24 protein-coding genes and 1 tRNA gene are annotated in these 25,531 nt (G+C 60.5%); 9 read left to right on the top strand and 16 right to left on the bottom strand.

The genetic code is table 11. The annotated features are described in order from the left end of the window. Positions 1 to 17 precede the first annotated feature (17 nt). The 3 genes from groL to RN347_RS08590 all read right to left on the bottom strand — a co-directional run bounded on the left by groL (position 18) and on the right by RN347_RS08590 (position 2,779). A complete protein-coding gene (groL, locus tag RN347_RS08600; RefSeq protein ID WP_311957899.1) occupies positions 18 to 1,652 on the bottom strand; it encodes a chaperonin GroEL in 1,635 nt (544 codons plus the stop codon). 60 nt (positions 1,653 to 1,712) lie between these two features. Beyond that, positions 1,713 to 2,006, bottom strand: coding sequence for a co-chaperone GroES (locus RN347_RS08595; protein WP_252108658.1), 294 nt, complete (start codon positions 2,004 to 2,006; stop codon positions 1,713 to 1,715). A 233-nt stretch (positions 2,007 to 2,239) separates the two neighbouring features. Continuing rightward, complete coding sequence (locus RN347_RS08590) at positions 2,240 to 2,779, bottom strand: FxsA family protein (protein ID WP_311957898.1); 540 nt, start codon at positions 2,777 to 2,779, stop codon at positions 2,240 to 2,242. A 122-nt stretch (positions 2,780 to 2,901) separates the two neighbouring features. Between RN347_RS08590 and RN347_RS08585 the strand changes: the two genes are divergently transcribed. Then, positions 2,902 to 3,663, top strand: a complete 762-nt coding sequence (locus RN347_RS08585; RefSeq protein WP_311957897.1) for an SDR family NAD(P)-dependent oxidoreductase — start codon at positions 2,902 to 2,904, stop codon at positions 3,661 to 3,663. A gap of 28 nt (positions 3,664 to 3,691) precedes the next feature. Here the strand turns inward: RN347_RS08585 and RN347_RS08580 are convergent, their stop codons facing one another. Further along, complete coding sequence (locus RN347_RS08580) at positions 3,692 to 4,321, bottom strand: hypothetical protein (protein ID WP_311957896.1); 630 nt, start codon at positions 4,319 to 4,321, stop codon at positions 3,692 to 3,694. Between the two features lie 224 nt (positions 4,322 to 4,545). On the opposite strand from RN347_RS08580, the gene RN347_RS08575 reads away from it, so the two are divergent. Further along, positions 4,546 to 5,043 (top strand): hypothetical protein, encoded by a 498-nt coding sequence (locus RN347_RS08575; RefSeq protein WP_311957895.1) that lies wholly within the window; start codon positions 4,546 to 4,548, stop codon positions 5,041 to 5,043. A 145-nt stretch (positions 5,044 to 5,188) separates the two neighbouring features. On the opposite strand, the gene RN347_RS08570 is transcribed toward RN347_RS08575, so the two are convergent. After that, positions 5,189 to 5,273 (bottom strand) — tRNA-Leu (locus RN347_RS08570). A 79-nt stretch (positions 5,274 to 5,352) separates the two neighbouring features. Here RN347_RS08570 and RN347_RS08565 point away from each other — a divergent pair. The 4 genes from RN347_RS08565 to RN347_RS08550 all read left to right on the top strand — a co-directional run bounded on the left by RN347_RS08565 (position 5,353) and on the right by RN347_RS08550 (position 9,400). Then, on the top strand, positions 5,353 to 6,072 hold the full coding sequence (locus RN347_RS08565; protein WP_311957894.1) for a ComF family protein: 720 nt from the start codon (positions 5,353 to 5,355) through the stop codon (positions 6,070 to 6,072). 31 nt (positions 6,073 to 6,103) lie between these two features. Continuing rightward, on the top strand, positions 6,104 to 7,099 hold the full coding sequence (locus RN347_RS08560; RefSeq protein WP_311957893.1) for a serine/threonine protein kinase: 996 nt from the start codon (positions 6,104 to 6,106) through the stop codon (positions 7,097 to 7,099). A 152-nt stretch (positions 7,100 to 7,251) separates the two neighbouring features. Further along, complete coding sequence (gene folE / locus RN347_RS08555) at positions 7,252 to 7,803, top strand: GTP cyclohydrolase I FolE (protein ID WP_263587202.1); 552 nt, start codon at positions 7,252 to 7,254, stop codon at positions 7,801 to 7,803. Positions 7,804 to 7,939: 136 nt separating this feature from the next. Then, positions 7,940 to 9,400: an NAD-dependent succinate-semialdehyde dehydrogenase gene (locus tag RN347_RS08550; protein WP_311957892.1), complete on the top strand. Its 1,461-nt coding sequence runs from the start codon at positions 7,940 to 7,942 to the stop codon at positions 9,398 to 9,400. 101 nt (positions 9,401 to 9,501) lie between these two features. On the opposite strand, the gene purH is transcribed toward RN347_RS08550, so the two are convergent. The 8 genes from purH to ppa form a co-directional block, all read right to left on the bottom strand. Further along, positions 9,502 to 11,082 carry a bifunctional phosphoribosylaminoimidazolecarboxamide formyltransferase/IMP cyclohydrolase gene (gene purH, locus RN347_RS08545; RefSeq protein ID WP_311957891.1) on the bottom strand — a complete coding sequence of 527 codons (1,581 nt, stop codon included), beginning with the start codon at positions 11,080 to 11,082 and terminating at the stop codon, positions 9,502 to 9,504. A 61-nt stretch (positions 11,083 to 11,143) separates the two neighbouring features. After that, positions 11,144 to 11,458, bottom strand: coding sequence for a DNA-binding transcriptional regulator Fis (fis, locus tag RN347_RS08540; RefSeq protein ID WP_263587205.1), 315 nt, complete (start codon positions 11,456 to 11,458; stop codon positions 11,144 to 11,146). After that, positions 11,455 to 12,495, bottom strand: coding sequence for a tRNA dihydrouridine synthase DusB (gene dusB, locus RN347_RS08535; protein ID WP_311957890.1), 1,041 nt, complete (start codon positions 12,493 to 12,495; stop codon positions 11,455 to 11,457). Before dusB ends, fis begins: the two co-directional genes overlap by 4 nt. Positions 12,496 to 12,579: 84 nt before the next feature. Continuing rightward, positions 12,580 to 13,491, bottom strand: coding sequence for a 50S ribosomal protein L11 methyltransferase (gene prmA, locus RN347_RS08530; protein ID WP_311957889.1), 912 nt, complete (start codon positions 13,489 to 13,491; stop codon positions 12,580 to 12,582). A gap of 87 nt (positions 13,492 to 13,578) precedes the next feature. After that, positions 13,579 to 14,919, bottom strand: coding sequence for an acetyl-CoA carboxylase biotin carboxylase subunit (gene accC / locus RN347_RS08525; RefSeq protein WP_311957888.1), 1,341 nt, complete (start codon positions 14,917 to 14,919; stop codon positions 13,579 to 13,581). Between the two features lie 31 nt (positions 14,920 to 14,950). After that, positions 14,951 to 15,424, bottom strand: coding sequence for an acetyl-CoA carboxylase biotin carboxyl carrier protein (gene accB / locus RN347_RS08520; RefSeq protein WP_263587209.1), 474 nt, complete (start codon positions 15,422 to 15,424; stop codon positions 14,951 to 14,953). A gap of 286 nt (positions 15,425 to 15,710) precedes the next feature. Continuing rightward, entirely contained in the window at positions 15,711 to 17,534 is a 1,824-nt protein-coding gene (gene dsbD / locus RN347_RS08515) for a protein-disulfide reductase DsbD (RefSeq protein WP_311957887.1), read from the bottom strand. Between the two features lie 150 nt (positions 17,535 to 17,684). Then, positions 17,685 to 18,215 (bottom strand): inorganic diphosphatase, encoded by a 531-nt coding sequence (ppa, locus tag RN347_RS08510; protein ID WP_263587211.1) that lies wholly within the window; start codon positions 18,213 to 18,215, stop codon positions 17,685 to 17,687. A 351-nt stretch (positions 18,216 to 18,566) separates the two neighbouring features. On the opposite strand from ppa, the gene RN347_RS08505 reads away from it, so the two are divergent. Beyond that, the gene (locus RN347_RS08505) at positions 18,567 to 20,279 is read left to right on the top strand and encodes a protein kinase domain-containing protein (protein ID WP_311957886.1); all 1,713 of its coding nucleotides are present in this window, start codon (positions 18,567 to 18,569) and stop codon (positions 20,277 to 20,279) included. Between the two features lie 83 nt (positions 20,280 to 20,362). Here RN347_RS08505 and RN347_RS08500 read toward each other — a convergent pair whose 3' ends face one another. Both RN347_RS08500 and rnt read right to left on the bottom strand, forming a co-directional pair. After that, positions 20,363 to 21,622 (bottom strand): 6-phosphofructokinase, encoded by a 1,260-nt coding sequence (locus tag RN347_RS08500; RefSeq protein ID WP_263587213.1) that lies wholly within the window; start codon positions 21,620 to 21,622, stop codon positions 20,363 to 20,365. 133 nt (positions 21,623 to 21,755) lie between these two features. Next, positions 21,756 to 22,424: a ribonuclease T gene (rnt, locus tag RN347_RS08495; protein WP_263587214.1), complete on the bottom strand. Its 669-nt coding sequence runs from the start codon at positions 22,422 to 22,424 to the stop codon at positions 21,756 to 21,758. Between the two features lie 210 nt (positions 22,425 to 22,634). Here rnt and RN347_RS08490 point away from each other — a divergent pair, with 210 nt between their 5' ends. Then, a complete protein-coding gene (locus RN347_RS08490) occupies positions 22,635 to 23,855 on the top strand; it encodes an argininosuccinate synthase (RefSeq protein WP_263587215.1) in 1,221 nt (406 codons plus the stop codon). 99 nt (positions 23,856 to 23,954) lie between these two features. After that, positions 23,955 to 24,269 carry an HlyU family transcriptional regulator gene (locus RN347_RS08485; RefSeq protein WP_263587216.1) on the top strand — a complete coding sequence of 105 codons (315 nt, stop codon included), beginning with the start codon at positions 23,955 to 23,957 and terminating at the stop codon, positions 24,267 to 24,269. 11 nt (positions 24,270 to 24,280) lie between these two features. On the opposite strand, the gene RN347_RS08480 is transcribed toward RN347_RS08485, so the two are convergent. After that, a complete protein-coding gene (locus tag RN347_RS08480) occupies positions 24,281 to 25,501 on the bottom strand; it encodes an EAL domain-containing protein (RefSeq protein ID WP_311957885.1) in 1,221 nt (406 codons plus the stop codon). Between the last annotated feature and the right edge of the window lie 30 nt (positions 25,502 to 25,531).

Here is a 25,531-nt window from a genome sequence, read left to right as displayed (position 1 = left end):
CAACAGGGATTGGGGGCTTACATCATGCCACCCATTCCGCCCATGCCACCCATGTCCGGCGCGGCTTCTTTCTCTTCCGGATCGTCGGCAATCATGCACTCGGTGGTGATCATCAGGCCAGCGACGGAGCCTGCTGACTGCAGCGCGGTGCGGGTCACTTTCGCCGGGTCCAGTACGCCCATTTTGAATAGGTCGCCGTACTCGCTGGTTTGCGCGTTGTAGCCGAAGTTGCCTTCGCCGTCCTTCACGCGGTTGATCACGACCGCAGGCTCTTCACCGGCGTTGGTGACGATCTGACGCAGCGGCGACTGCATGGCGCGCAGGGCCATGTTGATACCGTGGTTCTGGTCTTCGTTGTCACCGGTCAGGCCCTGTACCTTGGCCATGACGCGAACCAGCGCGGTACCGCCGCCAGGTACGACGCCTTCTTCGACCGCTGCGCGAGTAGAGTGCAGCGCGTCTTCAACGCGGGCTTTCTTCTCTTTCATTTCGACTTCGGTCGCAGCACCCACACGGATAACCGCGACGCCGCCGGCGAGCTTGGCAACACGCTCCTGCAGCTTCTCCTTGTCGTAGTCCGAAGAGGTCTCTTCGATCTGCGCGCGGATCTGATTGACGCGTGCTTCGATGTCGTTTTCCTGACCGGAGCCATCGATGATGGTGGTGTTTTCCTTGGACATGGTCATGCGCTTGGCGGTACCCAGATGATCCAGGTTCGCCTGCTCGAGCGTCAGACCCACTTCTTCGGAAATCACGGTGCCGTTGGTCAGGATCGCGATGTCCTGCAGCATGGACTTGCGACGATCACCAAAGCCCGGCGCCTTGGCGGCGGCCACTTTGACAATACCGCGCATGTTGTTCACGACCAGTGTCGCCAGCGCTTCGCCTTCGATGTCTTCAGCGATGATGGCCAGCGGCTTGCCCTGCTTGGCAACGGCTTCCAGCACCGGCAACAGCTCGCGGATGTTGGAGACTTTCTTGTCGACCAGCAGGATGTATGGGTCTTCGAGTTCAACGGACATGGTGTCCTGGTTGGTGACGAAGTAGGGCGAGAGGTAGCCACGGTCGAACTGCATGCCTTCGACCACTTCCAGCTCGTCTTCGAAACCACGGCCTTCGTCGACGGTGATGACGCCTTCCTTGCCGACCTTGTCCATCGCTTCGGCGATGATTTCACCGATGCGCTTGTCGCCATTGGCAGAGATGGTGCCGACCTGGGCGATGGACTTGGTGTCGGTGCAGGGCACGGACATCGCCTGGATTTCCTTGACCGCCGCTGCGACCGCCTGGTCGATGCCGCGCTTGAGGTCCATCGGGTTCATGCCCGCGGTCACGCCTTTCAAACCCTCGGCGACGATTGCCTGGGCCAGAACGGTAGCGGTGGTGGTGCCGTCGCCGGCGGCGTCAGAGGTCTTGGAAGCGACTTCCTTGACCATCTGCGCGCCCATGTTTTCGAACTTGTCTTTCAGTTCGATTTCCTTGGCGACAGATACACCGTCCTTGGTCACGGTCGGCGCGCCGAAGGACTTGTCCAGTACCACGTTGCGGCCTTTCGGGCCGAGCGTCACTTTTACCGCGTTGGCCAGCGTATCGACGCCGCGCGCCATACGTTTACGAGCATCATCTGAAAACTTGACTTGCTTAGCTGCCATGATCGTTACTTCCTGAATTTGAAATAAAAAGTGTGAAAGTAAATACGCGAGACAGTCGAATTAGCCTTCGACGACCGCCAGAATATCGGCTTCGCTCATGATCAGAACTTCTTCACCGTCGATTTTCTGCTTTTCGACGCCGAAGCCGTCCTTGAAGATCACAGTGTCGCCTACCTTGACGTCGAGGGCGCGAACTTCACCGTTGTCCAGAATGCGACCATTGCCTACCGCGAGCACTTCGCCCCGCGTGGGCTTTTCCTGGGCGTTGCCCGGTAGCACGATGCCGCCAGCGGTTTTCTGTTCTTCTTCCACGCGACGAATAACGACGCGATCGTGCAAGGGACGGATATTCATGCTCTCGTTCTCCTGAGGTTCGTCAAAGCCCAGCGGGCAATTTTAAGTGAATTCTCGTGGCGGGGCCTCGAGAAGCGAAGGCATTTTGCCTTCATGTCAAAGGCAACCGCGTATGCCGTTGCCGAATCTGTGCTGACTCGAAAAGTGGGGGCTAGCCTGATCCTTTCAAGGCCCCGGTGACAAAAAAATTATCCCGGGCGCCTGGACTTAAGTCTCAAAACCCTCTAGCTGGATCAGCGCCGGCGCTGATCGTCGCGGCTGATGAATTCACCCTCGAGCGTGGTGGGCTCACGCTCGTCAAATCCGGCGCGGTGCTCATTTGAGCCGGCCCGCGACTCCCGGTGTGTTTGCTGATCATGGCCAAACGGTGCCTCAGCGGTATGCGCGCCCGAGCGTTGTGACTGACCCGGCTGATAAACGCTCGCCTTGAGGCCAAACCAGGTAAACGCCCGGCCCATCAGTCGGCGGGCGTTGGGAATCAAGCACGCAAGGCCCAGAGCGTCGGAGAGAAAGCCCGGCGCCATCAATAGCGCGCCGCCGAAAATCAGCGCCGCGCCGGTGAAAAGCTCGGAAGACGGAATTTCGCCGGCCTGTAGGCGCGAGCGCGCTCGTGCCAGGGTCGACACTCCTTCGCGGCGAATGAGATGGAGCCCAATAAAGCCGGTAAGGAGCACCAGTATCAACGTGGTCATTAGGCCGATATGGCTTCCCACCGAAAACAGCACGACGAAGTCGAGCAGGGTGAAAATCGATATAAACAGTAATATGGGCATGGCTGCCTCCCGCTAACGTTAGTACCCTCTATGGTGTCAAAAAACGTAAAAACAAGCAGCCGCGTGTGTCATCAGCTCATCAACGCCGCTTTTGAACGTTGGATCAACTGGGGAAAAATCAAATGAACGTGGATAACAAGGTGATCGCGATTACCGGCGGGGCCCGGGGGTTGGGCCTGGCCATGGGCAAGCATTTGGGGGAGCAGGGCGCCAGCGTCGCGCTTTTGGATACGCATCGTGACACGCTCGATAAGGCCGTAGCATCATTGAACGAGCGCGGCATTCAGGCGAAAGGGTTCGTGGTCGACGTTTCAGACGAGGCGTCGGTGATCGACGGTTTTGCCGCCATCAAGGAGGCGCTTGGCCCGGTCAGCGGCTGCGTCAATAATGCGGGGATCACTGACGATGCAATGTTGGTGAAAGCCCGGGAGGGCGAAATCGAAAAGCGCATGTCGCTCTCGGCCTGGCAACGTGTGATCGACGTGAACCTGACCGGCGCGTTTCTCTGCGGGCGCGAAGCCGCCACGCAGATGATCGAGGCGAACCACGCGGGCGTTATCGTCAATATTTCGAGCATCTCTAAAGCCGGCAACATGGGCCAGAGCAACTACGCCGCAGCCAAGGCGGGGATCCACGCGCTGAGTGTGACCTGGGGCCAGGAGCTCGCCCGTTACAATATTCGCGCCGCGACCGTCGCCCCTGGCTTCGTGGCCACCGAGATGACCGCCGCGATGCGTCCGGACATGCTCGAGCGCATCAAAAAGAGCGTGCCGCTCAAGGAGCTTGGCGAGCCGTCCCACATCGCCCAAAGCGTGGCGTTCGTGTTCGAGAACGACTACTTCACCGCCCGCATCATCGAGTGCGACGGAGGGCTGCGCCTTTAACGTTCAGGCGCCGTTACGCCTGCGAACACTATTGGGCCTTATGAAGCTCGATGTCCTTGGCCCACTTCACGACGCGCTTGCGCGAGCGACGACTCACCAGGCGTTCGGTATCGATACTGGTGGGAACGAGCTGGCGATTGGGTTCCGCGTTCATGGCGAGATCGAAACGGCGCGAGGCGCCAATGGGCAGGTCTTCCGGCCCGTAAATGGCGATCACACGGATTTCGAGCTGCAGGTTCGACTGCTCGAGAGAGTGCTGGTCGACGTCCCAGTGGTTCTGAATCTGATTGACGATCGAGCCAAAGCTTTGAAGATGGATGTGATCGCCCGAGTCCAGCGGCCCCTGGTGGGTGCGGTAGCAATCTTCCTCATCGTCATCGCTTTGCTGCTGATACTCGACGATGTCCAGATGGTAGTCGTGGCTGTCGGTGTGCAAAACCGCAATGACGTGCTGAATGTAGACCGACTCGGTGCTCATATTACTGACCAGACACAGCGCATCCAGCCCAACGCCTTTACCCCGGTTGATAATCACGCGCGGACGGCGCTGGCGAGAGAAGTTGTAGTAGAGCAGTTGAGCGTAGAAAAGCCAGACGAACAGCGTACAAATACTGGTGACCGCCGAGATGGCCTGGGCGTTGTTATTGAGCCACTCCATGGCTGTATCCTTTTAACAAATGAGGCTGGGTAGATAATCTATCCGAGCGTCGATGTAAAATCCTTGATGTATGTGATGCGATGTCGTGTCAGCGGTGTGTGGGCTTTATCCTCGCGCTTCGCGAAAGCGCAGGGGACCTTTCTCAAGGGGCTTTGCTACCATAAGCGTTTGGCGGACGTGACGCACCGTTTCAATGATCCAGCAACGCATTTAGAGGTGACATCGTGATACGAAAGTGGGTGCTGGCTGTGGTCCTGATATTGGTTAGCGGCTCGGTTCTGGCGTGGAATGGTGCGCTAGGGCTCGAGAACGGGCTTTCGCATCTGCAGGTAAGAGCGTTGATCGATTTCGAACACGATCCAGCGATGGACGAACAAGGGCCCCCGGCGGTCAAACGCTATCACGCGCGCGAGGCGCCGAGAGAAGTGCATCCGGCAACCTATCTCTACACCTTCCACGATGATTGGCTGACCGAGCTGCAGGCGACGTACAAGGGCAAATATGCGCGCGCCGAGGCAGAGAGAATCCGGGATCTTTATGGCCCGCCTAACACTCATGAGACCATTACGCTGGAAAGCGGTACCGATGCGGACTTCTACGTCTACATGCCGCACAACTTTAACCTGATCCGCATGGCCGATAAGATCGAGCTTACCGAGGTCGACGATGAGAGCGGCACGATGAACTCGCTAGTGGTGGACTACGCGTTTTCGCCACAATGAGAGATAGTTCGGAAAGATATAGCTTGAAAGGAGAGTCGATAAAGCCGTCAAGGGTGCGTTAACCGAGTCACAACTTGGTCACATCGATTAATTCAGTAGGCTCGAAAGGAACTGCTGGAAGAGAGAAATACGAGGAAAATCAAATTGGTGCGGATGGGGAGACTCGAACTCCCACACCTTACGGCACTAGAACCTAAATCTAGCGTGTCTACCAATTCCACCACATCCGCAGAAGACGAGGCGTATGGTACCAACTTTTCGAGCAGGGTCAATACGCTAGCGCGGGTATTTTACCCGCGGGAGGGCGAAATGGCGTGGACACGTTGGGTTTTGACCGCCGGTAGCTGGCTCAAGAGGGCGCTGCCGGGCTACTGCGCTTTTTGCCTGTCGTCTCACGCGCGTATCGAGGGCTGGTGCGATGAGTGTTTTGCGCTGTTAAAGCATAACGATGCCGGCTGCCCCCGCTGTAAAGAGCCGTTAACGTCCTTCGACCATCAGACAAGCGCCCGGCTTTGCGGCCACTGCCTGAGTGCGCCGCCAGCGTTTACCGTGACCACGGCGGAATATCTTTACGACGGGGCCGTCAAGGCGCTGGTGCGCGACTTCAAGTTTCAGGCCTCGCCCCGCGCGGGTACGCTGTTGGTCGAGCTGATGCTCGCAAAGCCGCCGGCGCAGTTGGGTCAGGCGCTGCTGCCAGTGCCCATGTACCCCGGCCGTGCTCGTGAGCGCGGCTTCAACCAGGCGCACTGGTTGGCCCATGAGCTTTCGCAGCGGCTCTCGCTACCTCTGCTTGGCGCAACCTGTATCAAACAGTTGCCCTCGCAGCGTACGCTTGGCCGCCGCCAGCGGGCGGCCAACTTGAAGGGGGCGTTTCGACTATCTGCGCCGCTGCCGGCGCACCTCACTATCATCGACGATGTCGTCACCACCGGCGCGACCGCCCACGAACTCGCGCGGCTGGCGCTTGAGCAGGGCGCTGAACGGGTCGACCTTTGGGCGCCGGCGCGGACGCCGCTGGGCAACAGCTGATAGAATCCAGGTTTTGTTCAGGAACTCTCTTATGGTCGATGCGATGGCCAATGCCACGGCCCATGACTTTAGCGCGCTTTCCCCGGACGTCGTCATGTCCGCCGTGGAATCCGTCGGTGTCTACCCGGCCGTCGAGCCCTTCGCGCTCAACAGCTACGAAAACCGCGTGCTGATGTTTCAGGACGACGACCGAGCGCGCTGGGTGGTGAAGTTTTACCGCCCGGCGCGCTGGTCAAACGCGGCGATCCAGGAAGAGCACGATTTTCTCACCGAGCTCGACCGGGCTCGTGTGCCGGTAAGCGCCCCCTGGCGCAATGACGAAGGCCAATCGCTTTTCGAGTATCAAGGGCTTCGCTTTGCCCTGTTTCGCCAGTGCACCGGGCAGGCGCCGGAGCTCGACAACCCGGCGCACCTCTTTGCGCTTGGTGAGGCGCTGGGGGCGCTTCACGAGCAGGGCGCCCAGCGCGCTTTCGTGCATCGCCACACGTTCGACGTCGACGCCGACATTGAGGATGCAAGGGGACGGGTGCTGGCAAGCGACCGGCTCGATGCGCAGCAGCGCCGGGCCTATTCGAGCGCGGTCGATAAAACCCTGACCGCGCTTGCGCGCTGCGACTGGGCCAGCACTCCCTTGATTCGCATCCACGGCGACTGCCATCTTGGCAACGTACTTGGCCGCGATGAGCACTTTACGCTGGTGGATTTCGACGACGCCATGATGGCGCCGGCGATTCAGGACGTCTGGATGCTTCTGCCCGAGGACGAGCAGGGGTGGCAGGCGAGGCTAAGCGAGGTCGTCGAAGGCTACGAGCAGAGCCGGCCCTTTCCGAGCGAGCAGTTAACGCTCATCGAGCCGCTGCGCGCCTACCGGCTGATTCGCTACACCGCCTGGCTCGTGTCGCGCTGGAGCGATCCGGCCTTTCCCCGCGCCTTTCCCTGGGTGGGCGATAACGGCTACTGGGATCAGCACATTCGCCAGCTCGAACAGCAGCTGTTGCAGCTCGAGCAGCCGCGCTGGCTGGCTTGACGTTTTACCGCTCGATGTCGGGATGTAGATGTTTCGTCACGCTTTTTGAACGGCTTGACTCTGCCTTCCCCGCGCCGGGTAGGGTAAAATGCGCCCAGCATACTGCTTATCTATTCACTGCTGTCCGAAAGCCAGGTTGAACGAGGCTCATCATGACCGATGACATTGCAAAGAACTATCGCGACATTATTACCGCGCTCGGCGAGGACCCCGACCGGGAAGGACTGCGCGATACCCCGACCCGTGCCGCCAAGGCGATGCAGTTTCTCAATGCGGGTTATAAAACGTCATTGGACGAAATCATCAACAACGCCGTATTCGAGTCGCAGACCGACGAAATGGTGCTGGTGAAAGACATCGAGCTCTACTCGATGTGCGAGCATCACCTTTTGCCGTTCATCGGCAAGTGCCACATTGCTTACCTGCCGGATGGCAAGGTGCTCGGGCTCTCCAAGTTCGCGCGTATCGTCGACATGTACGCCCGGCGCATGCAGATCCAGGAGAACCTGACCCGCGAGATCGCCGAAACGGTGCAGGAAGTGACCGGTGCCAAGGGCGTGGGCGTGGTGATCGAGGCGCGCCATCTGTGCATGATGATGCGCGGGGTCGAAAAGCAGAACTCCAGTATGACCACCTCGGTCATGCTCGGGCGCTTTAGAAGCAGTCAGGCCACGCGCCAGGAGTTTTTGACTTTGGTTAACTGAGTCGGCTTGGCCTTACGAAAATGTGCGATGGGGCGGGTAAACATTTGGTCAAACGCATCGATTCGTCCTAGCATGACATGTTTAGCTCGATAGAGAGTTTGGCCAATAGCGACCACCTTTCGGTCAGGAGTATGTCATGGAAGCGCTCAAGGAAACCGAACTGTACTGCCCCTTTGCCTATATCGACGGCAGCTGGGTCGCCGCGGACAGCGGCGAGCAGATCAACGTCATCAATCCGGCGACCGGCGAGAGCATGGGAGACATGCCGCGTCTGGGCCGGGCGGAAACCGAGCGTGCGATCGACGCCGCCGATCGCGCGCTCCCCGCCTGGCGGGCGATGACCGCCCAGGAGCGTTCGGATCTGCTGTTCAAATGGTTCGATCTGATCATGGAGCATCAGCACGACCTGGCCGTTTTGATGACCCATGAGCAGGGCAAGCCGGTCAAGGAAGCCGAAGGCGAGATCGCTTACGCGGCGAGCTTCATTCGCTGGTTTGCCGAAGAGGCAAGGCGCATCTACGGCGAAACCATTCCGGCCACGAGCGCCAACCAGCGCATCGTGGTGACCAAACAGCCGGTCGGCGTGGTCGGCGCCATCACTCCCTGGAATTTCCCGGCCGCCATGATTACCCGCAAAGCGGGCGCGGCGCTGGCCGCTGGCTGTACCATGGTGGTCAAGCCCGCCAGCCAAACGCCGTTTTCCGCCACCGCACTTGCGCTTTTGGCCGAGCGTGCGGGCATTCCCCGCGGCGTGTTCAACGTGGTGCCGGGGAGCGCCAGCGAGATCGCCGCAGCGCTGACCGAGTCCCCCAAGGTTCGCAAGATCACTTTCACCGGCTCCACTGAGGTGGGCCGCGACCTGATGGCCAAGGCCTCTCAACACATCCAGAAAATTTCGCTGGAGCTGGGTGGTAATGCGCCGTTCATCGTGTTCGAGGATGCGGACCTGGACGCCGCCGTCGAAGGCGCCATGGCGGCCAAGTTTCGCAACGCCGGCCAAACCTGCGTCTGTACCAACCGTTTTCTGGTGCAGTCCAGCGTCATCAACGCCTTCTGTGAAAAGCTCGCGGCGGCGATGAACAGCGAACTGCACGTCGGTGATGGCACAAAACCCGACATCAACATCGGCCCGCTGATCGACGATAACGCGGTCAAGAAGGTGAGCGAGCACGTTCAGGACGCGGTGGACAAGGGCGGCGAGCTGCTGCTCGGCGGTCAGCCGCATCCGCTCGGGGGTAATTTCTTCACCCCAACGCTGATCAGCTTCGCTAACGACTCGATGAAAGTGGCCCGTGAAGAGACGTTCGGCCCCCTGGCGGCGGTCTTTCCTTTCGATGACGAAGAGACCGCCATCGAAATGGCCAACGATACCCAGTACGGACTTGCCTCCTACTTCTATTCGAAGGATCTGGCGCGCGTTTGGCGGGTCGCCGAGGCGCTGGAGTACGGCATGGTCGGTATCAACACCGGTTTGATCTCCAACGCGGCGGCACCGTTTGGCGGCGTGAAGGCGTCGGGTTTGGGTCGAGAGGGCGGTCATCAGGGCCTGGAGGAGTACCTGGAGACCAAGTATCTGTGTATCGATCTGGGAAGCTGACGTTCGATACTGCTTTCTCGATGAAAAAAGCCCGGGCATTCGCCCGGGCTTTTTGATTTAGCGGTATCGCGCGCGGCGATGTCGCTTGGCTCAGCGCCACGTTAGTGGCGGAAGTGGCGCATGCCGGTAAAGACCATGGCGATATCGGCCTCATCGGCGGCGTCGATCACCTCCTGGTCGCGCATGGAGCCGCCGGGCTGGATCACCGCGGTGATACCGGCCTTCGCCGCGGCATCGATGCCGTCGCGGAAGGGAAAGAAGGCATCAGACGCCATGACCGAGCCGGGCACCGTAAGGCCTTCATCTTCGGCCTTGATACCGGCAATTTTGGCCGAATAAACGCGGCTCATCTGGCCCGCGCCCACGCCGATGGTCTGGCCATTTTTGGCATAGACGATGGCGTTGGATTTGACGAACTTCGCCACGCGCCAGGCGAAGAGCAAGTCACTCAGCTCCTGCTCGGTGGGGGCACGCTTGCTCACCACGGTCAGCTCGTCGCGGGTGACGCTGCCCTGGTCGAGCTCCTGTACCAGCAGACCGCCGTTGACACGCTTGTAGTCCAACGCTGCGCCCGGGTGTGCTCCAGTCAGCGGCGCGACTTCCAGAAGGCGTACGTTCTTTTTCGCCGCGACGATCTCGGCCGCTTCATCGCTGATGCCGGGGGCGATGATCACCTCGACGAACTGGCGATCGACGATCGCCCTTGCGGTGTCGGCATCGAGCGCCACGTTGAAGGCGATGATGCCGCCAAAGGCACTGGTCGGGTCCGTGGCGAACGCCTTGTCGTAGGCCTCGAGCGCCGTGGCGCCGGTGGCTACTCCGCAGGGGTTGGCATGTTTGACGATCACGCACGCGGTTTCATCGAACGCCTTGACCGCCTCGAAGGCCGCGTCGGTATCCGCCACGTTGTTGTAGGAGAGCGGCTTGCCCTGGCGAATCACGGCGGTGGCCACGCTCGGCTCGCTGGCATCGGGGTCGATGTAGAACGCCGCCTGCTGATGCGGGTTCTCGCCGTAGCGCATGTCCTGTTTCTTTTCGAGCTGCAGATTGAAGGTGCGGGCGAACGCGGCGTCGCTGTCGCTGACCTTGCGACCCAGGTAGTTGGCAATGGCGCCATCGTAGCTGGCGGTATGCTCGAAGGCCTTGACCGCCAGGTCGAAGCGAGTGGCGTCGCTTACCGCGCCGTTTTGGACGGCCATTTCACCGAGTACGCGGGCGTAGTCGTCGGCGTTGACGACGATGGTGGTGTAGGCGTGGTTCTTGGCGCAGGCACGCACCATCGTCGGCCCGCCGATGTCGATATTCTCGATGGCGTCCATCAGGGTGCAGTCGTCGCGGGCGACGGTCGCGGCGAAGGGGTAAAGATTCACCACCACCATGTCGATCGGGTCGATGTCGTTTTCGGCCATTACCGCATCGTCCTGGCCGCGGCGGGCCAGAATGCCGCCGTGAATTTTCGGGTGCAGGGTCTTGACGCGGCCGTCCATGATTTCGGGAAAGCCGGTATGCTCGGACACTTCCTGAACCTCGACGCCGTTTTCCTGCAAGAGGCGGAAGGTGCCACCGGTGGAGAGCAGGGCGACGCCTTGCTCGACCAGCCCTTTGGCGAAGTCGACGATGCCGGTTTTATCGGAGACGCTGAGAAGGGCGCGGCGAACGGGGGTGGGGGTGCTATCTGCCATTGGGGTGCTCATGGAAGTTAGGGATAAAAAGAGTCAGGGATTAAAAACGACGACGCCCCACTCAAGGGGCGTCACTTTCAATAAGACCGTACTGCTTGAGTTTTTTGCGCAGCGTACCGCGGTTAAGGCCCAGCACGTCGGCGGCGCGAGTCTGGTTGCCGTCGGTGTGATCCATCACGCAGGCCAGAAGCGGCGCCTCTACTTCGGCCATCACCATGGCGTACAGATCAGTTGCCTGACTGCCATCGAGATGCTCGAAGTAACGGCGCATCGCGCTCTCTACGGCTTCTCTGAGCGGCTGAGGTGGCTCCTGCGCCCCTGAAGGCGGATGGCCAAGCGGGGTCAATTCGCTGTTCATCAAGAAACGTTCGTTCATGCAGCATGGCTTCCTTTGGCGAGCAGGTGCGCCGCGGCGTCTGGTGTCATTGCTTTGTCGATCCATTCGAACTGGGCCTGTGGCGTACCGAGCGCGTTGAATTGTTGTTTTAGGGTCTTGCGTTGGGCGCTATCAAAGCGCGTATCCTCATCGAGGTACCAGCCAAGGTGTTTGCGCGCGATGCGAACGCCCATGGTATCGCCATAGAAGGCGTGCAGGGCCTTTACATGCTCATCGAGTACGTCGCGCCGGGTGGCAAGCGGCGGCGTCTCGAGCCGTTCGCCGTACGCCAGGTAGTGATTGATCTGCTCGAAAATCCACGGGTTACCCTGTGCGGCGCGACCGACCATCAGCGCGTCGGCGCCGGTGTGGCGCAAAACGAACGCTGCCTTCTCTGGCGAGGTGATATCCCCGTTGGCGATCACGGGAATCGACAGCCTTGATTTGACCTCGGCGATGGTGTCGTACTCGGCCAATCCAGTATAGCGCTGTTCGCGGTGACGGCCATGGATCGCCAGCGCCTGAATGCCGCTGGATTCGGCAAGCCGGGCAACGGCCAGCGCGTTGTTGGAGTCGGCACACCAGCCGGTGCGAATCTTGAGCGTCACCGGAATGTCCACCGCGCCGACTACGGCCTCGAGAATCTCGGCGACCAGCGCCTCATCACGCATCAGTGCCGAGCCTGCCGCCTTGTTGCACACTTTTTTGGCCGGACACCCCATATTGATATCGATCACCTGGGCGCCGAGCTCGGCATTGAGCCTGGCAGCATTGGCGAGCATCGCGGCGTCACCGCCAGCGATCTGCACCACGCGAGGTGAGGGCTCGCCCTGATGATCCATGCGCAGGCGCGATTTACGGGTGTTCCAAAGCGAGGGGTCGGCGGTGACCATCTCGCCCACGACCCAGCCCGCGCCAAGGCGCCGGCAGAGCCTGCGAAACGGGCGGTCGGTCACGCCAGCCATTGGCGCCAGCATGACCGGGCTTTGCAGCTGGTAGTCGCCGATGGTCAAAAGCGTTGAAGAAGGTCGCGTCATGGTGTTGGTATCGAGCAAGCGGTAGGCGCATTAAAGGGGCGTATGATACGCCGCAGCGCCGCGAGCGTGAAGGCCATGCGGCAATTAACCCGGGCGCTTGCCGGTCAGCCGCACCCAGCCTTCCCTGAGGGCCGGCTCGTCGATCACGATGCCTTCGGCCTCGTAGGCTTTCACCACGTCATCGGCCTGGTTGGCCAGAATGCCGGAGAGGGCGATACGCCCACCGGGCGCCACGTAACCTGCGATGGTGGGCGCGAGCTCGACCAGGGGGCCGGCCAGGATATTGGCGGTCACCACGGGGTAGCCTTCACCTTCGAGCTGCTCCGGGTAGTAAAGCGAGAGCCTTTCCTCGGCAATGGCGTTGCGTTCGGCGTTTTCGCGGCTGGCCTGAAGCGCCTGGGGGTCGATATCGGTGCCATCGGCGCGGGCCGCGCCCAGCTTGAGCGCGGCGATGGCGAGAATTCCCGAGCCGCAGCCAACGTCGAGCACGGTCTTGTCATCGAGTTGCCCCTCGACGGCCAGGCCATCGAGCCACTCGAGACACAGCGCGGTGGTGGCGTGAGTACCGGTGCCGAAGGCCAGGCCCGGGTCGAGAATCAGGTTGACCGCGTGGGGCTCAGGCGGCTCGTGCCAGCTCGGCACGATCCAGAGCCGCTCGCCCATTTTGAGCGGCGAGAAGTCGTCCATCCACTCGCGCTCCCAGTCACGATCGGCCAAGAGCTCGTATTCGATGGCGGGGCACGCCTCGCCAGGCATCTGTTCCGCCCAAGCCGCTTCGATACGACCAAGCATCGCATCGACCCCTTCGAGATCGTCGTAAAGGCCGGTCAGAATGGTTTCCTGCCACAGCGGGGTGGTGCCGCGGTCGGGTTCGAACACCGGATCGTCCTCGGCGTCCTGAAGGCCAATGGCCGTGGCGCCTTCTTCCAGCAAAAGCTCTTCGAGCAGTTCTGCCTGCTCCGGGGCAACGTGGGCGCGAAGCTGTAGCCAGGGCATGGCACTCTCCGAAAATGGGGTCGAAATGGGATCGGGATAAACGATAACGGGGTGGCCAGGCCACCCCGTGTCAAGCACGCGCAGGGATTAGCTGCTGAGCTTTTTCTCGAGATAGTGAATATTGACGCCGCCCTGGCGGAAGTAGCTATCGCGCACCAGGTCTTTTTGCAGGTCGATATTGGTCTTGATGCCTTCCACCAGCAGCTCGTCCAACGCATTACGCATGCGCGTCAGCGCCGTATCACGGCTTGCGCCCCAGGTGATCAGCTTGCCGATCAGCGAGTCATAGTGGGGCGGTACGCTGTAGCCGGTGTACATGTGCGAGTCCATGCGCACGCCCAGACCCCCCGGGGCGTGGAACAGCGTGACCTTGCCAGGCGAGGGCATGAACGTGCGCGCATCCTCGGCGTTGATCCGACACTCGAAGGCGTGGCCGTTGATCTGCACGTCATCCTGGGTAATCGACAGCGGCAAGCCCGAGGCGATCAGCAGCTGCTCCTTGACGATATCGACACCGGTGACCATTTCGGTGACCGGGTGTTCGACCTGCACGCGAGTGTTCATCTCGATAAAGAAGAACTCGCCGTCTTCGTAGAGAAACTCGAAAGTGCCGGCGCCGCGGTAGCCGATCTCGATGCAGGCGTCACGACACGCTTGCAGCACCTTGGCGCGCGCCTCGGGGTCGATGCCCGGTGCCGGGGCCTCTTCCAGTACCTTCTGGTGGCGGCGCTGAAGCGAGCAGTCGCGATCATAGAGATGAATGGCGTTGCCCTGACCGTCGGCCAGTACCTGGACTTCCACGTGGCGCGGACGCTCGAGGAACTTCTCCATGTACACCGTGCCGTCGCCGAACGCGGCGCTGGCTTCGGTGCGCGTCACGGTGATCGCCGAGAGCAGGTGCCCTTCGGTGTGCACCACGCGCATACCGCGACCGCCGCCGCCAGCGGCGGCCTTGATGATCACCGGGTAGCCGATGCGCTTGGCGGTCGCCAGATTGGCGGCATCGTCGTCGCCCAGTGGGCCGTCGGAGCCGGGCACAGTCGGCACGCCCGCCGCCTTCATCGACTCGATGGCGCTGACCTTGTCACCCATCAGGCGGATGGTCTCGGCGCGCGGGCCGATGAAGGTGAAACCGGAGCGCTCGACCTGCTCGGCGAAGTTGGCGTTTTCGGACAAAAAGCCGTAGCCGGGGTGTATGGCGCTCGAGTCGGTGACCTCGGCGGCGCTGATCAGCGCCGGAATGTTGAGGTAGGACTGCGCCGACGGCGCCGGCCCAATGCAGACCGCTTCGTCGGCCAGACGCACGTGCATCAGATCCCGGTCGGCCTTGGAGTGCACCGCCACGGTCTTGATTCCGAGTTCTTTACAGGCGCGAAGTATGCGCAGGGCAATCTCGCCGCGATTCGCGATAAGTACCTTGTCCAGCATGGGAGAATCCACCCGTATTGAAATGAAAGAGTTAAGCGATGACGACCATGGGCTGGTCGAATTCCACCGGCTCGCCGTCTTCCACCAGGATGGCCTCTACCACGCCGTCGCGATCGGCTTCGATCTGGTTCATCATTTTCATCGCCTCGACGATGCACACCGTATCGCCCTGTTTGACGGTATCGCCCACTTCGACGAAGGACTTCGCACCCGGCGCCGGGCTTCTGTAGAACGTGCCGACCATGGGCGAGTTGACCGCTTCGCCACGATAGCTTTTGGCCGGCGCTTCTGCGCTCGCGTCACCGCCGGAAGCGGGCGCGGCGGGGGCCGGTGCGGGCTGGGCGTGACTCGGGTAGCCGTACTGCGGCATTGGCTGGGGCTGCCAGGTCGAGCCGTCCGGGTGGCGGCTAATGCGTACCGACTCTTCCCCTTCCTGAATCTCGATCTCGCTGATGTTGGACTCTTCGAGCAGTTCGATCAGTTTTTTAACCTTGCGAATATCCATTGCTGGGCCCCGGTAGTGTTGAACAGTGAATAAATGTGCCTTGGCGCACCTTCAAGGGGCACGCCGAAGGGCGCAGTAAACCAAACGATAAAACGAACGAAAGGCGACACGTTAACGAACGTTACAGGCCTTTATGCCTGAAAACCGCCGCTAACGCCATTGGGAGCGGAGTTTGCCGAAAAACGCCGGCGTTGTCCAGCGTACGGCTCTCGATGGGGGCGGCCGCTGCGGCGCCAGGGGTCAGTACTGCTTGAAAACGAGGGCGTCAGGAGTACGACGGTTTGCATCAGGCGCTCGGTCTCGTGTCTAAAGCGCGTTTGAGTGAAGAAAGGTGCTCGGCAAGCGCTTTTGCATCGACTTCGCCTTGAATACGCGCCTGGCGAATTTCGCGGCCACCGTCGAAAAACAGCAGGCTCGGGGGGCCGAACAGATCGAAGGCCTCTAAAGCAGCGCGAGTGTTGGGCGTCGTCTGCGTAACGTCGACCTCGATCAGCGCCATGTCCTTGAGGGCGTCGATCACGCGTGGGTCGGGGTAGACATCGCGCTCCATCAGCTTGCAGGAGATACACCAGTCGGCGGTGAAGTGAACGAACGCGAGTCGTTCGTCGCTTCGTGCGAGTGCTTCGTTGAGTCCGTCGAGTCCCTCGACGCTCTCGAAGGCGCGCGCCTCAAGGCTTTGGCCAGGCGAGAACGATGAAGCAGCGTGATCCAGCGGGCGCAGCGGGTCACCGCCGCCGGCGGCGGCGCCCAGCACCAGCGCGCCACCCCACACCAGCAGCATCAGCCCCAGGGTTTGGCGCGCCCGCGCCCAGCCGTCGGCGGCGCGCGCAAGCGCCCCAAGCGTCAGGGCGGTGGAAATGGCCAGCGCCGCCCAGAGCAGCAGCGCCAGCGGTGGGGCGATCAAACGCTCGACCATCCAGATGGCCACCCCAAACAGCAATAGCCCAAACGCGGTCTTGACCCCGTTCATCCAGGCGCCGGAGCGCGGCAGAAGCGTCGTGCCGAAGGTACCGACCAGCAGTAGCGGAAGCCCCATGCCAAGCCCGAGGGTAAACAGCACCGCTGCGCCCATCAACGCGTCACCGGTACTCGAGATGAACACCAGCGCCCCGGCCAGCGGCGCGGTCACGCACGGCGATACCACCAGTACCGACAGCGCCCCGGCAAGCGCAAGCCCCATCGGCCCGCTTTGCTGCGCACGCGACTGCCAGCGCTCGACCCGGTGGGCGAGTTTGGGCGAAAGGCTCAGGTTGAACGCGCCCAGCATGGCGACCGCGAATAGAGAGAAAAGAGCAGCAAAGCCGATCAGCACCGGCGGCGACTGAAGCCTTGCCTGCAAATTGAGGCCAGCGCCGAAAAGCCCCATCAGTACGCCCACGAGCGCGTAGGTCATCGCCATGCCCAGCACATAGCTCAGCGAAAGCATAAAGGCGCGCGGCCGGCTCGGATTCTGGCCGACGATGATCGACGAGAGGATCGGCAGCATCGGCAGCACGCAGGGCGTGAAGGTCAGACCGATACCGGCCAAAAGGAAAAGACCGAGCGCCAGCGGCAGGCTCGCCTCGCTGATCAGCGCGCTAAAGTGCCCGTCCTCGCTTTGCACTGCGCCAAAATCCACCGGTGTATCGATGGGGGCGGCGGTGTCGCTTTCGGCGAGGGCATCGGCAAAGGCGGGGGGCGCGGTGGTTTGCGCCGCCTCGAGCGTGATCTGCTCCGGCGGATAACAAAGCCCCGCATCGGCGCAGCCCTGAAAGCGAAACTCGAGCGACATCGGCCCGTCATGCGCCTCGACCAGCGGCGCCTGGAACACTAACTGATGCCGGAACACCTGGGCTTCGCCCATAAACTCATCGGTGTGCGCTTCGCCCTGGGGAATCTGGAGCGATTCGAGGCCGTTGCCTTCAAGGTCAAGCTGATGGCGGTAAAGATAGTAGCCATCGGCGATGTCGACGCCGACGTAAACCCGCTCGCCGTCGTGCCAGGCCTGGCTTTCGAATGCCTCGAGTACCGGGAGAAAGTCGGACTGGCCGCTGCTGGAAAAAAACTGCGCCTGAGCACCCAGCGGGGCTATCAGCAAAAGAAGACAAAGTAAGCGTTTGATCGATAACACGGCGGCTTCCTGAAAACGTACCTGGCCAAAATAGCAGACCGGAGACGGTGAGCGTAGCGACTGCGGTGACGTGACGCGCCGATAGACGCTGGCACTTCAACGAAAGAAGCCGCCCGAAGGCGGCTTCTTTCACGGTGGACCAACGAGGGGTTACGCTTTCTCGTAGGCCGACACGGATTTTTCGATCGCCTTGCGCGCGGCCTCGACCCCTTCCCAGGACTCGACCTTGACCCATTTGCCTTTTTCGAGATCCTTGTAGTTTTCGAAAAAGTGGGCAATCTGCTGGCGAAGCAGTTCCGGCAGGTCAGTGACTTCCTGCACGTCGTCGTAAAGCGTGCTCAGTTTGGGATGCGGCACGCAGACGAGCTTGGCGTCTTCGCCGGCTTCGTCGGTCATGTTCAGGATGCCGACGGGGCGAGCGCGAATGATGCTGCCGGGCGCGACCGGATGCGGTGTGACGACCAGCGCGTCCAGCGGGTCGCCGTCGTCAGCCAAAGTGTGCGGAATGAAGCCGTAGTTGGCCGGGTAAAACATCGGCGTTGCCATGAAGCGGTCAACCAGCAGCGCGCCCATATCCTTGTCGATTTCGTACTTGATCGGCGCGTGGTTAGCCGGAATTTCGATTGCCACGTAAATATCGTTGGGCAGATCCTTTCCAGCGGGAATGTGGTCGAAGTTCATTTTCAATCCTTGGCTTTTGACGTGCGTGATTCAAGCGGTGGTTTAGTTGATGGTTTAAGCGATTGATGTCTTGCGTAATTGTGACGAATTATACGAACAAGCGCCGCTGATTACCAATTCAACGACGCTCGAACACCAAATTTCACGCCTCGATTAGACGTCGCTGCCGCCTTCGAGAAGGCAAGAGGGACGTTTGGCGATACCGAGAATCAATGGGGCATCGCAACCATAGCGCAGCGTGTATGATAGCGAACATCGAGGGAGCGCTCGGGGACGCGCCCGGTGCATTGGACGCGACGCCTTTTGTCGACGTACCTTAGTGATGTAGCACGTTAGGCCAAGGAGAATACAGTGGGGCACGCTCAGTTACTGATCAGCTACGGCCAGGCCTTCGTCGCCCCGGACCGGCGAAAGCACAGAAGCTCCATGTCGGTGAGCGTGCCCGACACTCCCTTGCTCAACCTCAAGGGTGCCTGCGCGGTGATCAGCGATTCGCTGTCGCGCAACACCATGGCCAAACAGGCCGGCGATCTGAGCGTGCGCGGCTTCATGGCCGACTACTACTCCACGCCCGAGCACTGGGATATCAAGACCTCGGCCACCCGGGTGATGCTGGCGCTCAATAGCTGGTGCTACAGCCAGAGCCAGCACGTCAAGGAGGGCAGCTTCGTCTCCTCGATGTCGGCAATGATCTTCAGAGGCGGTGAAGCCAATCTGTTTCATATGGGCGATACGCTGGTGTTTCGCCTGCGTGGGGCCGAGTTCGAGCAGCTTACCCGCGACCACGTCACCGACGTGGGCGGCTATCGCTACCCCTCCCGGGCGCTGGGCATGGATGGCAGCCTCGACATCGATTACAGCCTGGTCGAACTCAAGCAGGGCGACTTTTTCGTCTTCACCACGCAAGGCGTTCGCGGCACGCTCATGCCGTCGGACTACGTGCGCCTGATCCGTGAAAACGCCAGTGACCTGGACGCCGCCTGCGAGCGGTTGGCAAGCGAAGCCAGAGAGCGCGCCCAGGAGCGCGGCTACGGCGGGGATCAGTTCTGCTTTCAGATACTGCGCATCGACGAGCTGCCCGAAGAGACCGAGGACGACCCAGCGCTGATTTACGGCGATTTGCCGATTCCACCGGAGCTCTCCCCGGGGCAGCGCCTGGACGGGCTGGAAGTCGAGCGGGTTTTATCGCGCAACGCCCAGTCCCGCGTCTACCAGGTGCGCGACGTTCACTCTCAGCGCCAGATGGTCATGAAGGCGCCAAGCCCGGAACTTTCGCTGAGAAACGCCTACCTTGAGCATTTTCTGCTTCAGCAGTGGGTCGTGGAGCGGGTCAACTCGCCCTTCGTGGTACGGGTGATCGAGCCATCAAGGCCCAGACGCTACCTTTACTACCTGATGGCGTTTGTCGAAAGCGAAACGCTCAGAGAGTGGGCGGACCGCCACCCCCAGGCGAGCCTGAAACAGCGCCTGGATATCGCCAATCAGCTCGGTAAGGCGGTGCAGGCGCTACACCATCGCGACATCATTCATCAGCAAATTTCGCCGGACAACGTGCTGATCGATATCCACGGCAAGGTAGTGCTGGCGGACTTTAGCGCCTGCCACATGCGCGATATGGAAGGCCACCGTAACTCCGGCGAGCTGTTGCGCCAGGTGGGGTTCACCGAGCACACCGCCCCCGAGTACGCGCTTGGTGACAGCGTTGGAAGGCGAAGCGATCAGTATTCGCTGGCGTCCACCGTTTACTGGCTTTTGACCGGCGCGCTCCCCTATACGCTGACGCCGGACCGGCTTAGAAGCCACACCGATCTCGAGTCGCTTACCTACAAAAGCGCGCGCAGCGCCAACCCCGAGATTACCTCGGCGCTGGACGATGCGTTGCGCCGGGCGTTGGACCCGCAGCGGGCACTTCGCTTTCGCAAAATGTCGGAACTTCTGTACGCGCTTCGCGTACCGCTTGGCCGTGTGCCCCATGTCGAAATACGAAGCGAGCCCCGGCGTTTTTGGCAGGGCGTGGCAGGTATCCTGCTGCTGCTGCTCGTGCTCTCCTGGCTTTTACGCTAGCGTTTGGCGAGCACAAAAAAGCGGGGCGATGTAATCATCGCCCCGCTTTTTTATCGGCCGTCACCGGCGCAAGTCGATCGCGCTCAAAGGGTAAAGGTAGGCAGCTTTTGCTCGACCTTTGCAAGCTTCAATTTGGCGACCTTCGGCAGGCCGTTCTCGAACGGCGGGAAGTCCTCGCCCTGGATCAGCGGCGAGAGGTAGTCGCGGCAGGCCTGGGTGATGGCGAAGCCGTTGTCCGAGATGAAGTCCCGTGGCATGAACTTCTCCTGGTTGGCGATCTGCGACAGCGGCGCCGAGATTACGTCCCACTGATAAGGCGTTTGCGAGATACGGCGAATCGCCGGCATCATCGAGTTTTTGCCCGCCAGCGCCAGGCTTACGGCCTCGCGGCCCACGGCGTAGGCTTGCTCGACGTCGGTTTTGGAGGCCAGGTGACGCGCGGCGCGCTGCAGATAATCCGCGACCGCCCAGTGGTACTTGTAGCCCAGATCCTGCTTCACCATGCCGGCAAGCGTGGGCGCCACGCCGCCGAGCTGGCGGTGGCCGAAGGCGTCGGTGTTGCCGGCGTCCGCCAGGAAAGTACCGTCTTCGTAGCGCGCGCCTTCCGACACCACGATAACGCAGTAGCCGTACTTCTTGACGCTCTCATCGACGCGTGCCATGACGGCCTTGCGATCGAAGGCGATCTCCGGAAAGATCACCAGGTGCGGCGGCTCGCCTTCACCTTCACCGGCCAGCCCTCCGGAGGCGGCGATCCAGCCGGCGTGGCGGCCCATTACTTCCAGTACGAACACCTTGGTCGAGGTAGCGCACATGGAGGCGATATCCAGGGAGGCCTCTCGGGTGGAGGTGGCAATGTACTTGGCCACGCTACCAAAGCCCGGGCTGTTGTCAGTGATCGGCAGGTCGTTGTCCACGGTTTTAGGCACGTGGATAGCGGTGAGCGGGTAGCCAAGCTTTTCCGAAAGCTGGGAGACTTTCAGGCAGGTGTCGGCGCTGTCGCCGCCGCCGTTGTAGAAGAAGTAACGGATATCATGGGCCTTGAATACTTCGATCAGGCGCTCGTACTGGGCACGGTGAGTCTCGATATCCTTGAGTTTGTAGCGACACGAGCCAAACGCGCCGCCGGGCGTGTGGCGCAGTGCGGCGATGGCGTCGTCGCTCTCCTGAGTCACGTCGATCAGATCTTCGGTCAGCGCGCCGATGATGCCGTTATGACCGGCGTACACCTTGCCAATCTGGTCGGGCGCCTGGCGGCAGGCTTCGATCACGCCGCAGGCGCTTGCGTTGATGACGGCGGTGACGCCACCGGACTGGGCGTAGAAGGCGTTGTGCTGAGCCATGGAAACCTTTTAACTCCTGATCAAAAGAGAGCGTGGCCGGTCGTTTGAGCCCGGCCAATCGCATCGTAAACGGCGGGATTTTAGCGTAAAGCGCTCGGGACTGCATCAGGCCCAAGTATGGTTGGGCGAGTGCTTACTCCGCTGTATCCAGGTCCTGCTCCTGCTGAGCCAGCCGCCAGCCACCCAAATCCTTGTAGCGGTTGACCATGGTGCAAAAGAGCTCGGCGGTGCGTTCGGTATCGTAGCGCGCCGAGTGCGCGGCCTTGTTGTCGAACTCGATGCCCGCGGCGCGGCAGGCGCGGGCCAGCACCGTCTGCCCGTAAACGAAGCCCGCAAGCGTTGCGGTATCGAAGCTCGAAAAAGGGTGAAAGGGGCTTCTTTTGACATTGCAGCGAGCGGAGGCGGCGTTCAAAAAGCCGTGGTCGAAGGCGGCGTTGTGGCCGACCAGAATGGCGCGAGAGCAGTTGTGCGCCTTGACCGATTTGCGGATCGGCTTGAAAATTTCGCCGAGTGCGTCGGCCTCGGAGAGCGCGACCTGTTTTCTGAGCGGGTCGTCCAGGTTGATGCCAGTAAAATCGAGCGCGGACTGCTCGACGTTGGCGCCCTCAAAAGGCTGAATGTGATACGAGTAGGTATCATCGGGTAGCAGGTTGCCGTCGGAGTCCATCGTCAGCGTCACCGCGGCGATTTCAAGCAGCGCGTCGCGCTGGGCGTTGAAGCCGCCCGTTTCCAAATCGATGACGACCGGTAGATAACTGCGAAAACGCTGGGCCATCAGGTCGCGGGCTATTGCCTCGCTCATGCAGCTCTCCTTAAAAGCGAGTAGTCGGTAAAGAAGTCGTCGGTCGGGGATAGCGAAGGCGTTCGCTAACAGTGCCCTGATTCTAGCAGCTTTACCCTGGCGGCGTCGTTGACGGTGTTCCCGGCCCATTGAGAGCGCTATACTCTTGGTTTAACTCATTCGATAAAGTCCGACGTTAAAACGGGCTTTGCTAACCCCAAGGAGTCAAGAATGTCCGATGTCAAAAAGGTTGTGCTGGCGTATTCAGGCGGCCTGGACACATCCGTAATCGTCAAATGGTTGCAAGAGACCTATAACTGTGAGGTCGTGACCTTCACAGCCGACATCGGCCAGGGTGAGGAAGTCGAGCCGGCGCGCGCCAAGGCGCAGGCCCTCGGCGTCAAGGAAATCTACATCGAGGATCTGCGCGAAGAGTTCGTTCGCGACTACGTCTACCCGATGTTCCGCGCTAACACCATCTACGAAGGCGAGTACCTGCTGGGCACCTCCATTGCCCGCCCGTTGATCGCCAAGCGCCTCATCGAGATCGCCAACGAAACCGGTGCCGATGCGATCTCCCACGGCGCGACCGGCAAGGGCAACGACCAGGTACGCTTCGAGCTCGGCGGCTACGCCCTGAAGCCCGGCGTCAAGGTCATCGCGCCCTGGCGCGAGTGGAACCTTACTTCGCGCGAAAAGCTGATGGCTTATTGTGAAGAGCACAACATCCCGGTCGACTTCTCCAACAAGAAGAAGAAATCGCCGTACTCCATGGACGCCAACCTGCTACACATCTCCTACGAGGGCGGCATTCTGGAAGACCCCTGGGCGGAAGCCGAAGAAGACATGTGGCGCTGGAGCGTCTCGCCGGAAGAGGCGCCCGAGACCCCGACCTATATTGAGCTCACCTTCGAGAAGGGCGATATCGTCGCGATCGACGGAGAAGCCCTCAAGCCCCACGAAGTGCTCGAGAAGCTCAACAAGCTCGGCGGCGATAACGGCATCGGTCGTCTGGACATCGTCGAGAACCGCTACGTCGGTATGAAGTCACGTGGCTGCTACGAAACGCCTGGTGGCACCATCATGCTGCGCGCCCACCGCGCCATCGAGTCGCTGACGCTGGATCGCGAAGAGGCGCACCTGAAAGACCAGCTGATGCCGAAGTACGCCGAAGTGATCTACAACGGCTACTGGTGGAGCCCGGAGCGGCGCATGCTGCAGGCCGCCATCGACGAAACCCAGGGCAACGTGTCTGGCGTCGTGCGCATGAAGCTCTATAAAGGCAACGCCACCGTGGTGGGTCGTAAGTCCGAGCAGTCGCTGTTCGATGAGTCGATCGCCACGTTCGAAGACGATGCCGGCGCTTACGACCAAAAAGACGCCGAGGGCTTTATCAAGCTCAACGCGCTACGCCTGCGCATCGCCGCCGGCAAGGGCCGCAAGCAGAGCTGAGCCGCCCCGTGATGCACGCTTGATGTGAATAAAAACGGCCAGTCTGACTGGCCGTTTTCATATCAAGATGTTGTCGGTCAATCGATTTTGGAGAGCGTCATGTTCAAGAAACTACTATCGGCCCTGATGGGCGGGAGCGAGAAGCCCGCTGCCACATCCCGGGCTTCCGAACCGGTAATCTATTGCGACTTCGCGATCGTCTCCACACCGGACGCCCAGAGCGGGCAGTACCGGGTGAGCGGTACGATCAGCAAAACATTTGAGGATGGCCAAGCGCGTGAGCACCGCTTCGAGCGCTCGGACATGCTGCCGTCGCGCCAGGCCTGCGACGAAATGATGGTCACCAAGGCCAAGCGCTATATCGATGAGGTCGGAGAGGCGATGTTCGAGCCGGACCCGCGAGATAAAAGCTGACGGGTCGAGTCCTAATGCTGTCGGTATAACACGAGCGTATTGTCGATCAGTGATCGTGCGCGCGCGGCAGCGCTTAGTATCAATGAATCCGGCAGGCCTTCCAGTTTGATACCGCTTTCGGCTGATTCGACGTCGTTGAGCATCGCGCCGAAATGACCTTCTCGCGTGATCAGGGTGCGCCAAAAGCTGCCGCCGAGGTTGAGCTCTTTCATCAACGTGTCCAGATCGATATTCAGAATCACCGGCATGTGCGACAAGAGTCCGATGATAAACCCCTCTTCGTCATCCATGTGCCTGCTTTTCGCTACCTGCTCGCAGGCCAGTGCCTTGGTCAAGCCCTTGATCAGGTTGAGCTTGTTGGCCGGACTGTTATTGGCAAAAAGAATAATCGTCACCATCGTTCTAAGCTCGTTGACCCCCAGAAGCTGAATGCAATCACTCAACTTGTAGGAGGGCTTTGCAAGCGCGTGCCAAACCGAGTTGGCGCGTCTCAATACGGCTTCCACCAGGTAAGGGTCCTGCGCGACCAACGACCTGATCTCCTGCATATTGATTTCCGGCTTGTAGAGCTTGGCAATCAGGCGAAGCAGGTTGGCCTTTGGCGACGAGCGACGAACATAGCGAGTTTTTTGAGCGGTTGGCCGCTCATAAAAATAGCCCTGAAAAAGCGTCACTCCCAACGCCTTGAAATGCTCGAACTCCTCACGCGTTTCCACGCGCTCGGCCAGTAGCGTCAGTTTTTGTTGCTGAAGTGATTTGATCATCTCATGGGTGATATCGGATGAAATATCCAGCTTGACGATATCGCAGTATTCCAACAGCGATTGGTGATCTTCCTGTGTTTGAAAGTCGTCGATCGCCAGGGTGTAGCCTTGCGCTTTTAACCGCTCCAGCGCCTTTTTGACCTCCTGGGTCGGGCGCGTCGATTCAAGAATTTCCAGTACCACCTGATTGGCAGGCAAGGCGTGCAAGTCGGGGTTGAGCAGCCACTGCTCCGAGACGTTGACAAACAGTTTGCGCGCGCCACAAAGTTTTTTTAATCCAATTTCGTAAATTGCAACGGAGCAGGCGCGGGCGGTTGCCTTGACATCGTCATCGATACTGGCTGCGGTGGCATCAAAGTGGCCGCGATAAAGAAGCTCATCTGCGACATGGCGAAGTTGACCGTCAACGATGGGTTGCAGGGCAATCGTATAGTTTTTACTAGCCTCCGCGAGTGTGTCACTGTTCATTCGATGAGTGCATTCCGAGTTTGCAGGGAG

This window comes from Halomonas sp. PAMB 3264 (genome assembly GCF_031954245.1).
GTDB lineage: Bacteria > Pseudomonadota > Gammaproteobacteria > Pseudomonadales > Halomonadaceae > Vreelandella.
This window is presented reverse-complemented; position numbering and strand designations above follow the sequence as displayed.

Coding starts and splice junctions, on each gene's coding strand:
- rnt (WP_263587214.1), bottom strand. CDS start 22,424: ATGAGCGAGGCAATAGCCCGCGACCTGATGGCCCAGCGTTTTCGCAGT.
- RN347_RS08550 (WP_311957892.1), top strand. CDS start 7,940: ATGGAAGCGCTCAAGGAAACCGAACTGTACTGCCCCTTTGCCTATATC.
- RN347_RS08590 (WP_311957898.1), bottom strand. CDS start 2,779: ATGCCCATATTACTGTTTATATCGATTTTCACCCTGCTCGACTTCGTC.
- RN347_RS08595 (WP_252108658.1), bottom strand. CDS start 2,006: ATGAATATCCGTCCCTTGCACGATCGCGTCGTTATTCGTCGCGTGGAA.
- RN347_RS08480 (WP_311957885.1), bottom strand. CDS start 25,501: ATGAACAGTGACACACTCGCGGAGGCTAGTAAAAACTATACGATTGCC.
- fis (WP_263587205.1), bottom strand. CDS start 11,458: ATGAACGAACGTTTCTTGATGAACAGCGAATTGACCCCGCTTGGCCAT.
- accC (WP_311957888.1), bottom strand. CDS start 14,919: ATGCTGGACAAGGTACTTATCGCGAATCGCGGCGAGATTGCCCTGCGC.
- prmA (WP_311957889.1), bottom strand. CDS start 13,491: ATGCCCTGGCTACAGCTTCGCGCCCACGTTGCCCCGGAGCAGGCAGAA.
- dusB (WP_311957890.1), bottom strand. CDS start 12,495: ATGACGCGACCTTCTTCAACGCTTTTGACCATCGGCGACTACCAGCTG.
- purH (WP_311957891.1), bottom strand. CDS start 11,082: ATGGCAGATAGCACCCCCACCCCCGTTCGCCGCGCCCTTCTCAGCGTC.
- RN347_RS08490 (WP_263587215.1), top strand. CDS start 22,635: ATGTCCGATGTCAAAAAGGTTGTGCTGGCGTATTCAGGCGGCCTGGAC.
- RN347_RS08560 (WP_311957893.1), top strand. CDS start 6,104: ATGGTCGATGCGATGGCCAATGCCACGGCCCATGACTTTAGCGCGCTT.
- RN347_RS08485 (WP_263587216.1), top strand. CDS start 23,955: ATGTTCAAGAAACTACTATCGGCCCTGATGGGCGGGAGCGAGAAGCCC.
- RN347_RS08500 (WP_263587213.1), bottom strand. CDS start 21,622: ATGGCTCAGCACAACGCCTTCTACGCCCAGTCCGGTGGCGTCACCGCC.
- folE (WP_263587202.1), top strand. CDS start 7,252: ATGACCGATGACATTGCAAAGAACTATCGCGACATTATTACCGCGCTC.
- RN347_RS08580 (WP_311957896.1), bottom strand. CDS start 4,321: ATGGAGTGGCTCAATAACAACGCCCAGGCCATCTCGGCGGTCACCAGT.
- RN347_RS08585 (WP_311957897.1), top strand. CDS start 2,902: ATGAACGTGGATAACAAGGTGATCGCGATTACCGGCGGGGCCCGGGGG.
- accB (WP_263587209.1), bottom strand. CDS start 15,424: ATGGATATTCGCAAGGTTAAAAAACTGATCGAACTGCTCGAAGAGTCC.
- groL (WP_311957899.1), bottom strand. CDS start 1,652: ATGGCAGCTAAGCAAGTCAAGTTTTCAGATGATGCTCGTAAACGTATG.
- ppa (WP_263587211.1), bottom strand. CDS start 18,215: ATGAACTTCGACCACATTCCCGCTGGAAAGGATCTGCCCAACGATATT.
- RN347_RS08565 (WP_311957894.1), top strand. CDS start 5,353: ATGGCGTGGACACGTTGGGTTTTGACCGCCGGTAGCTGGCTCAAGAGG.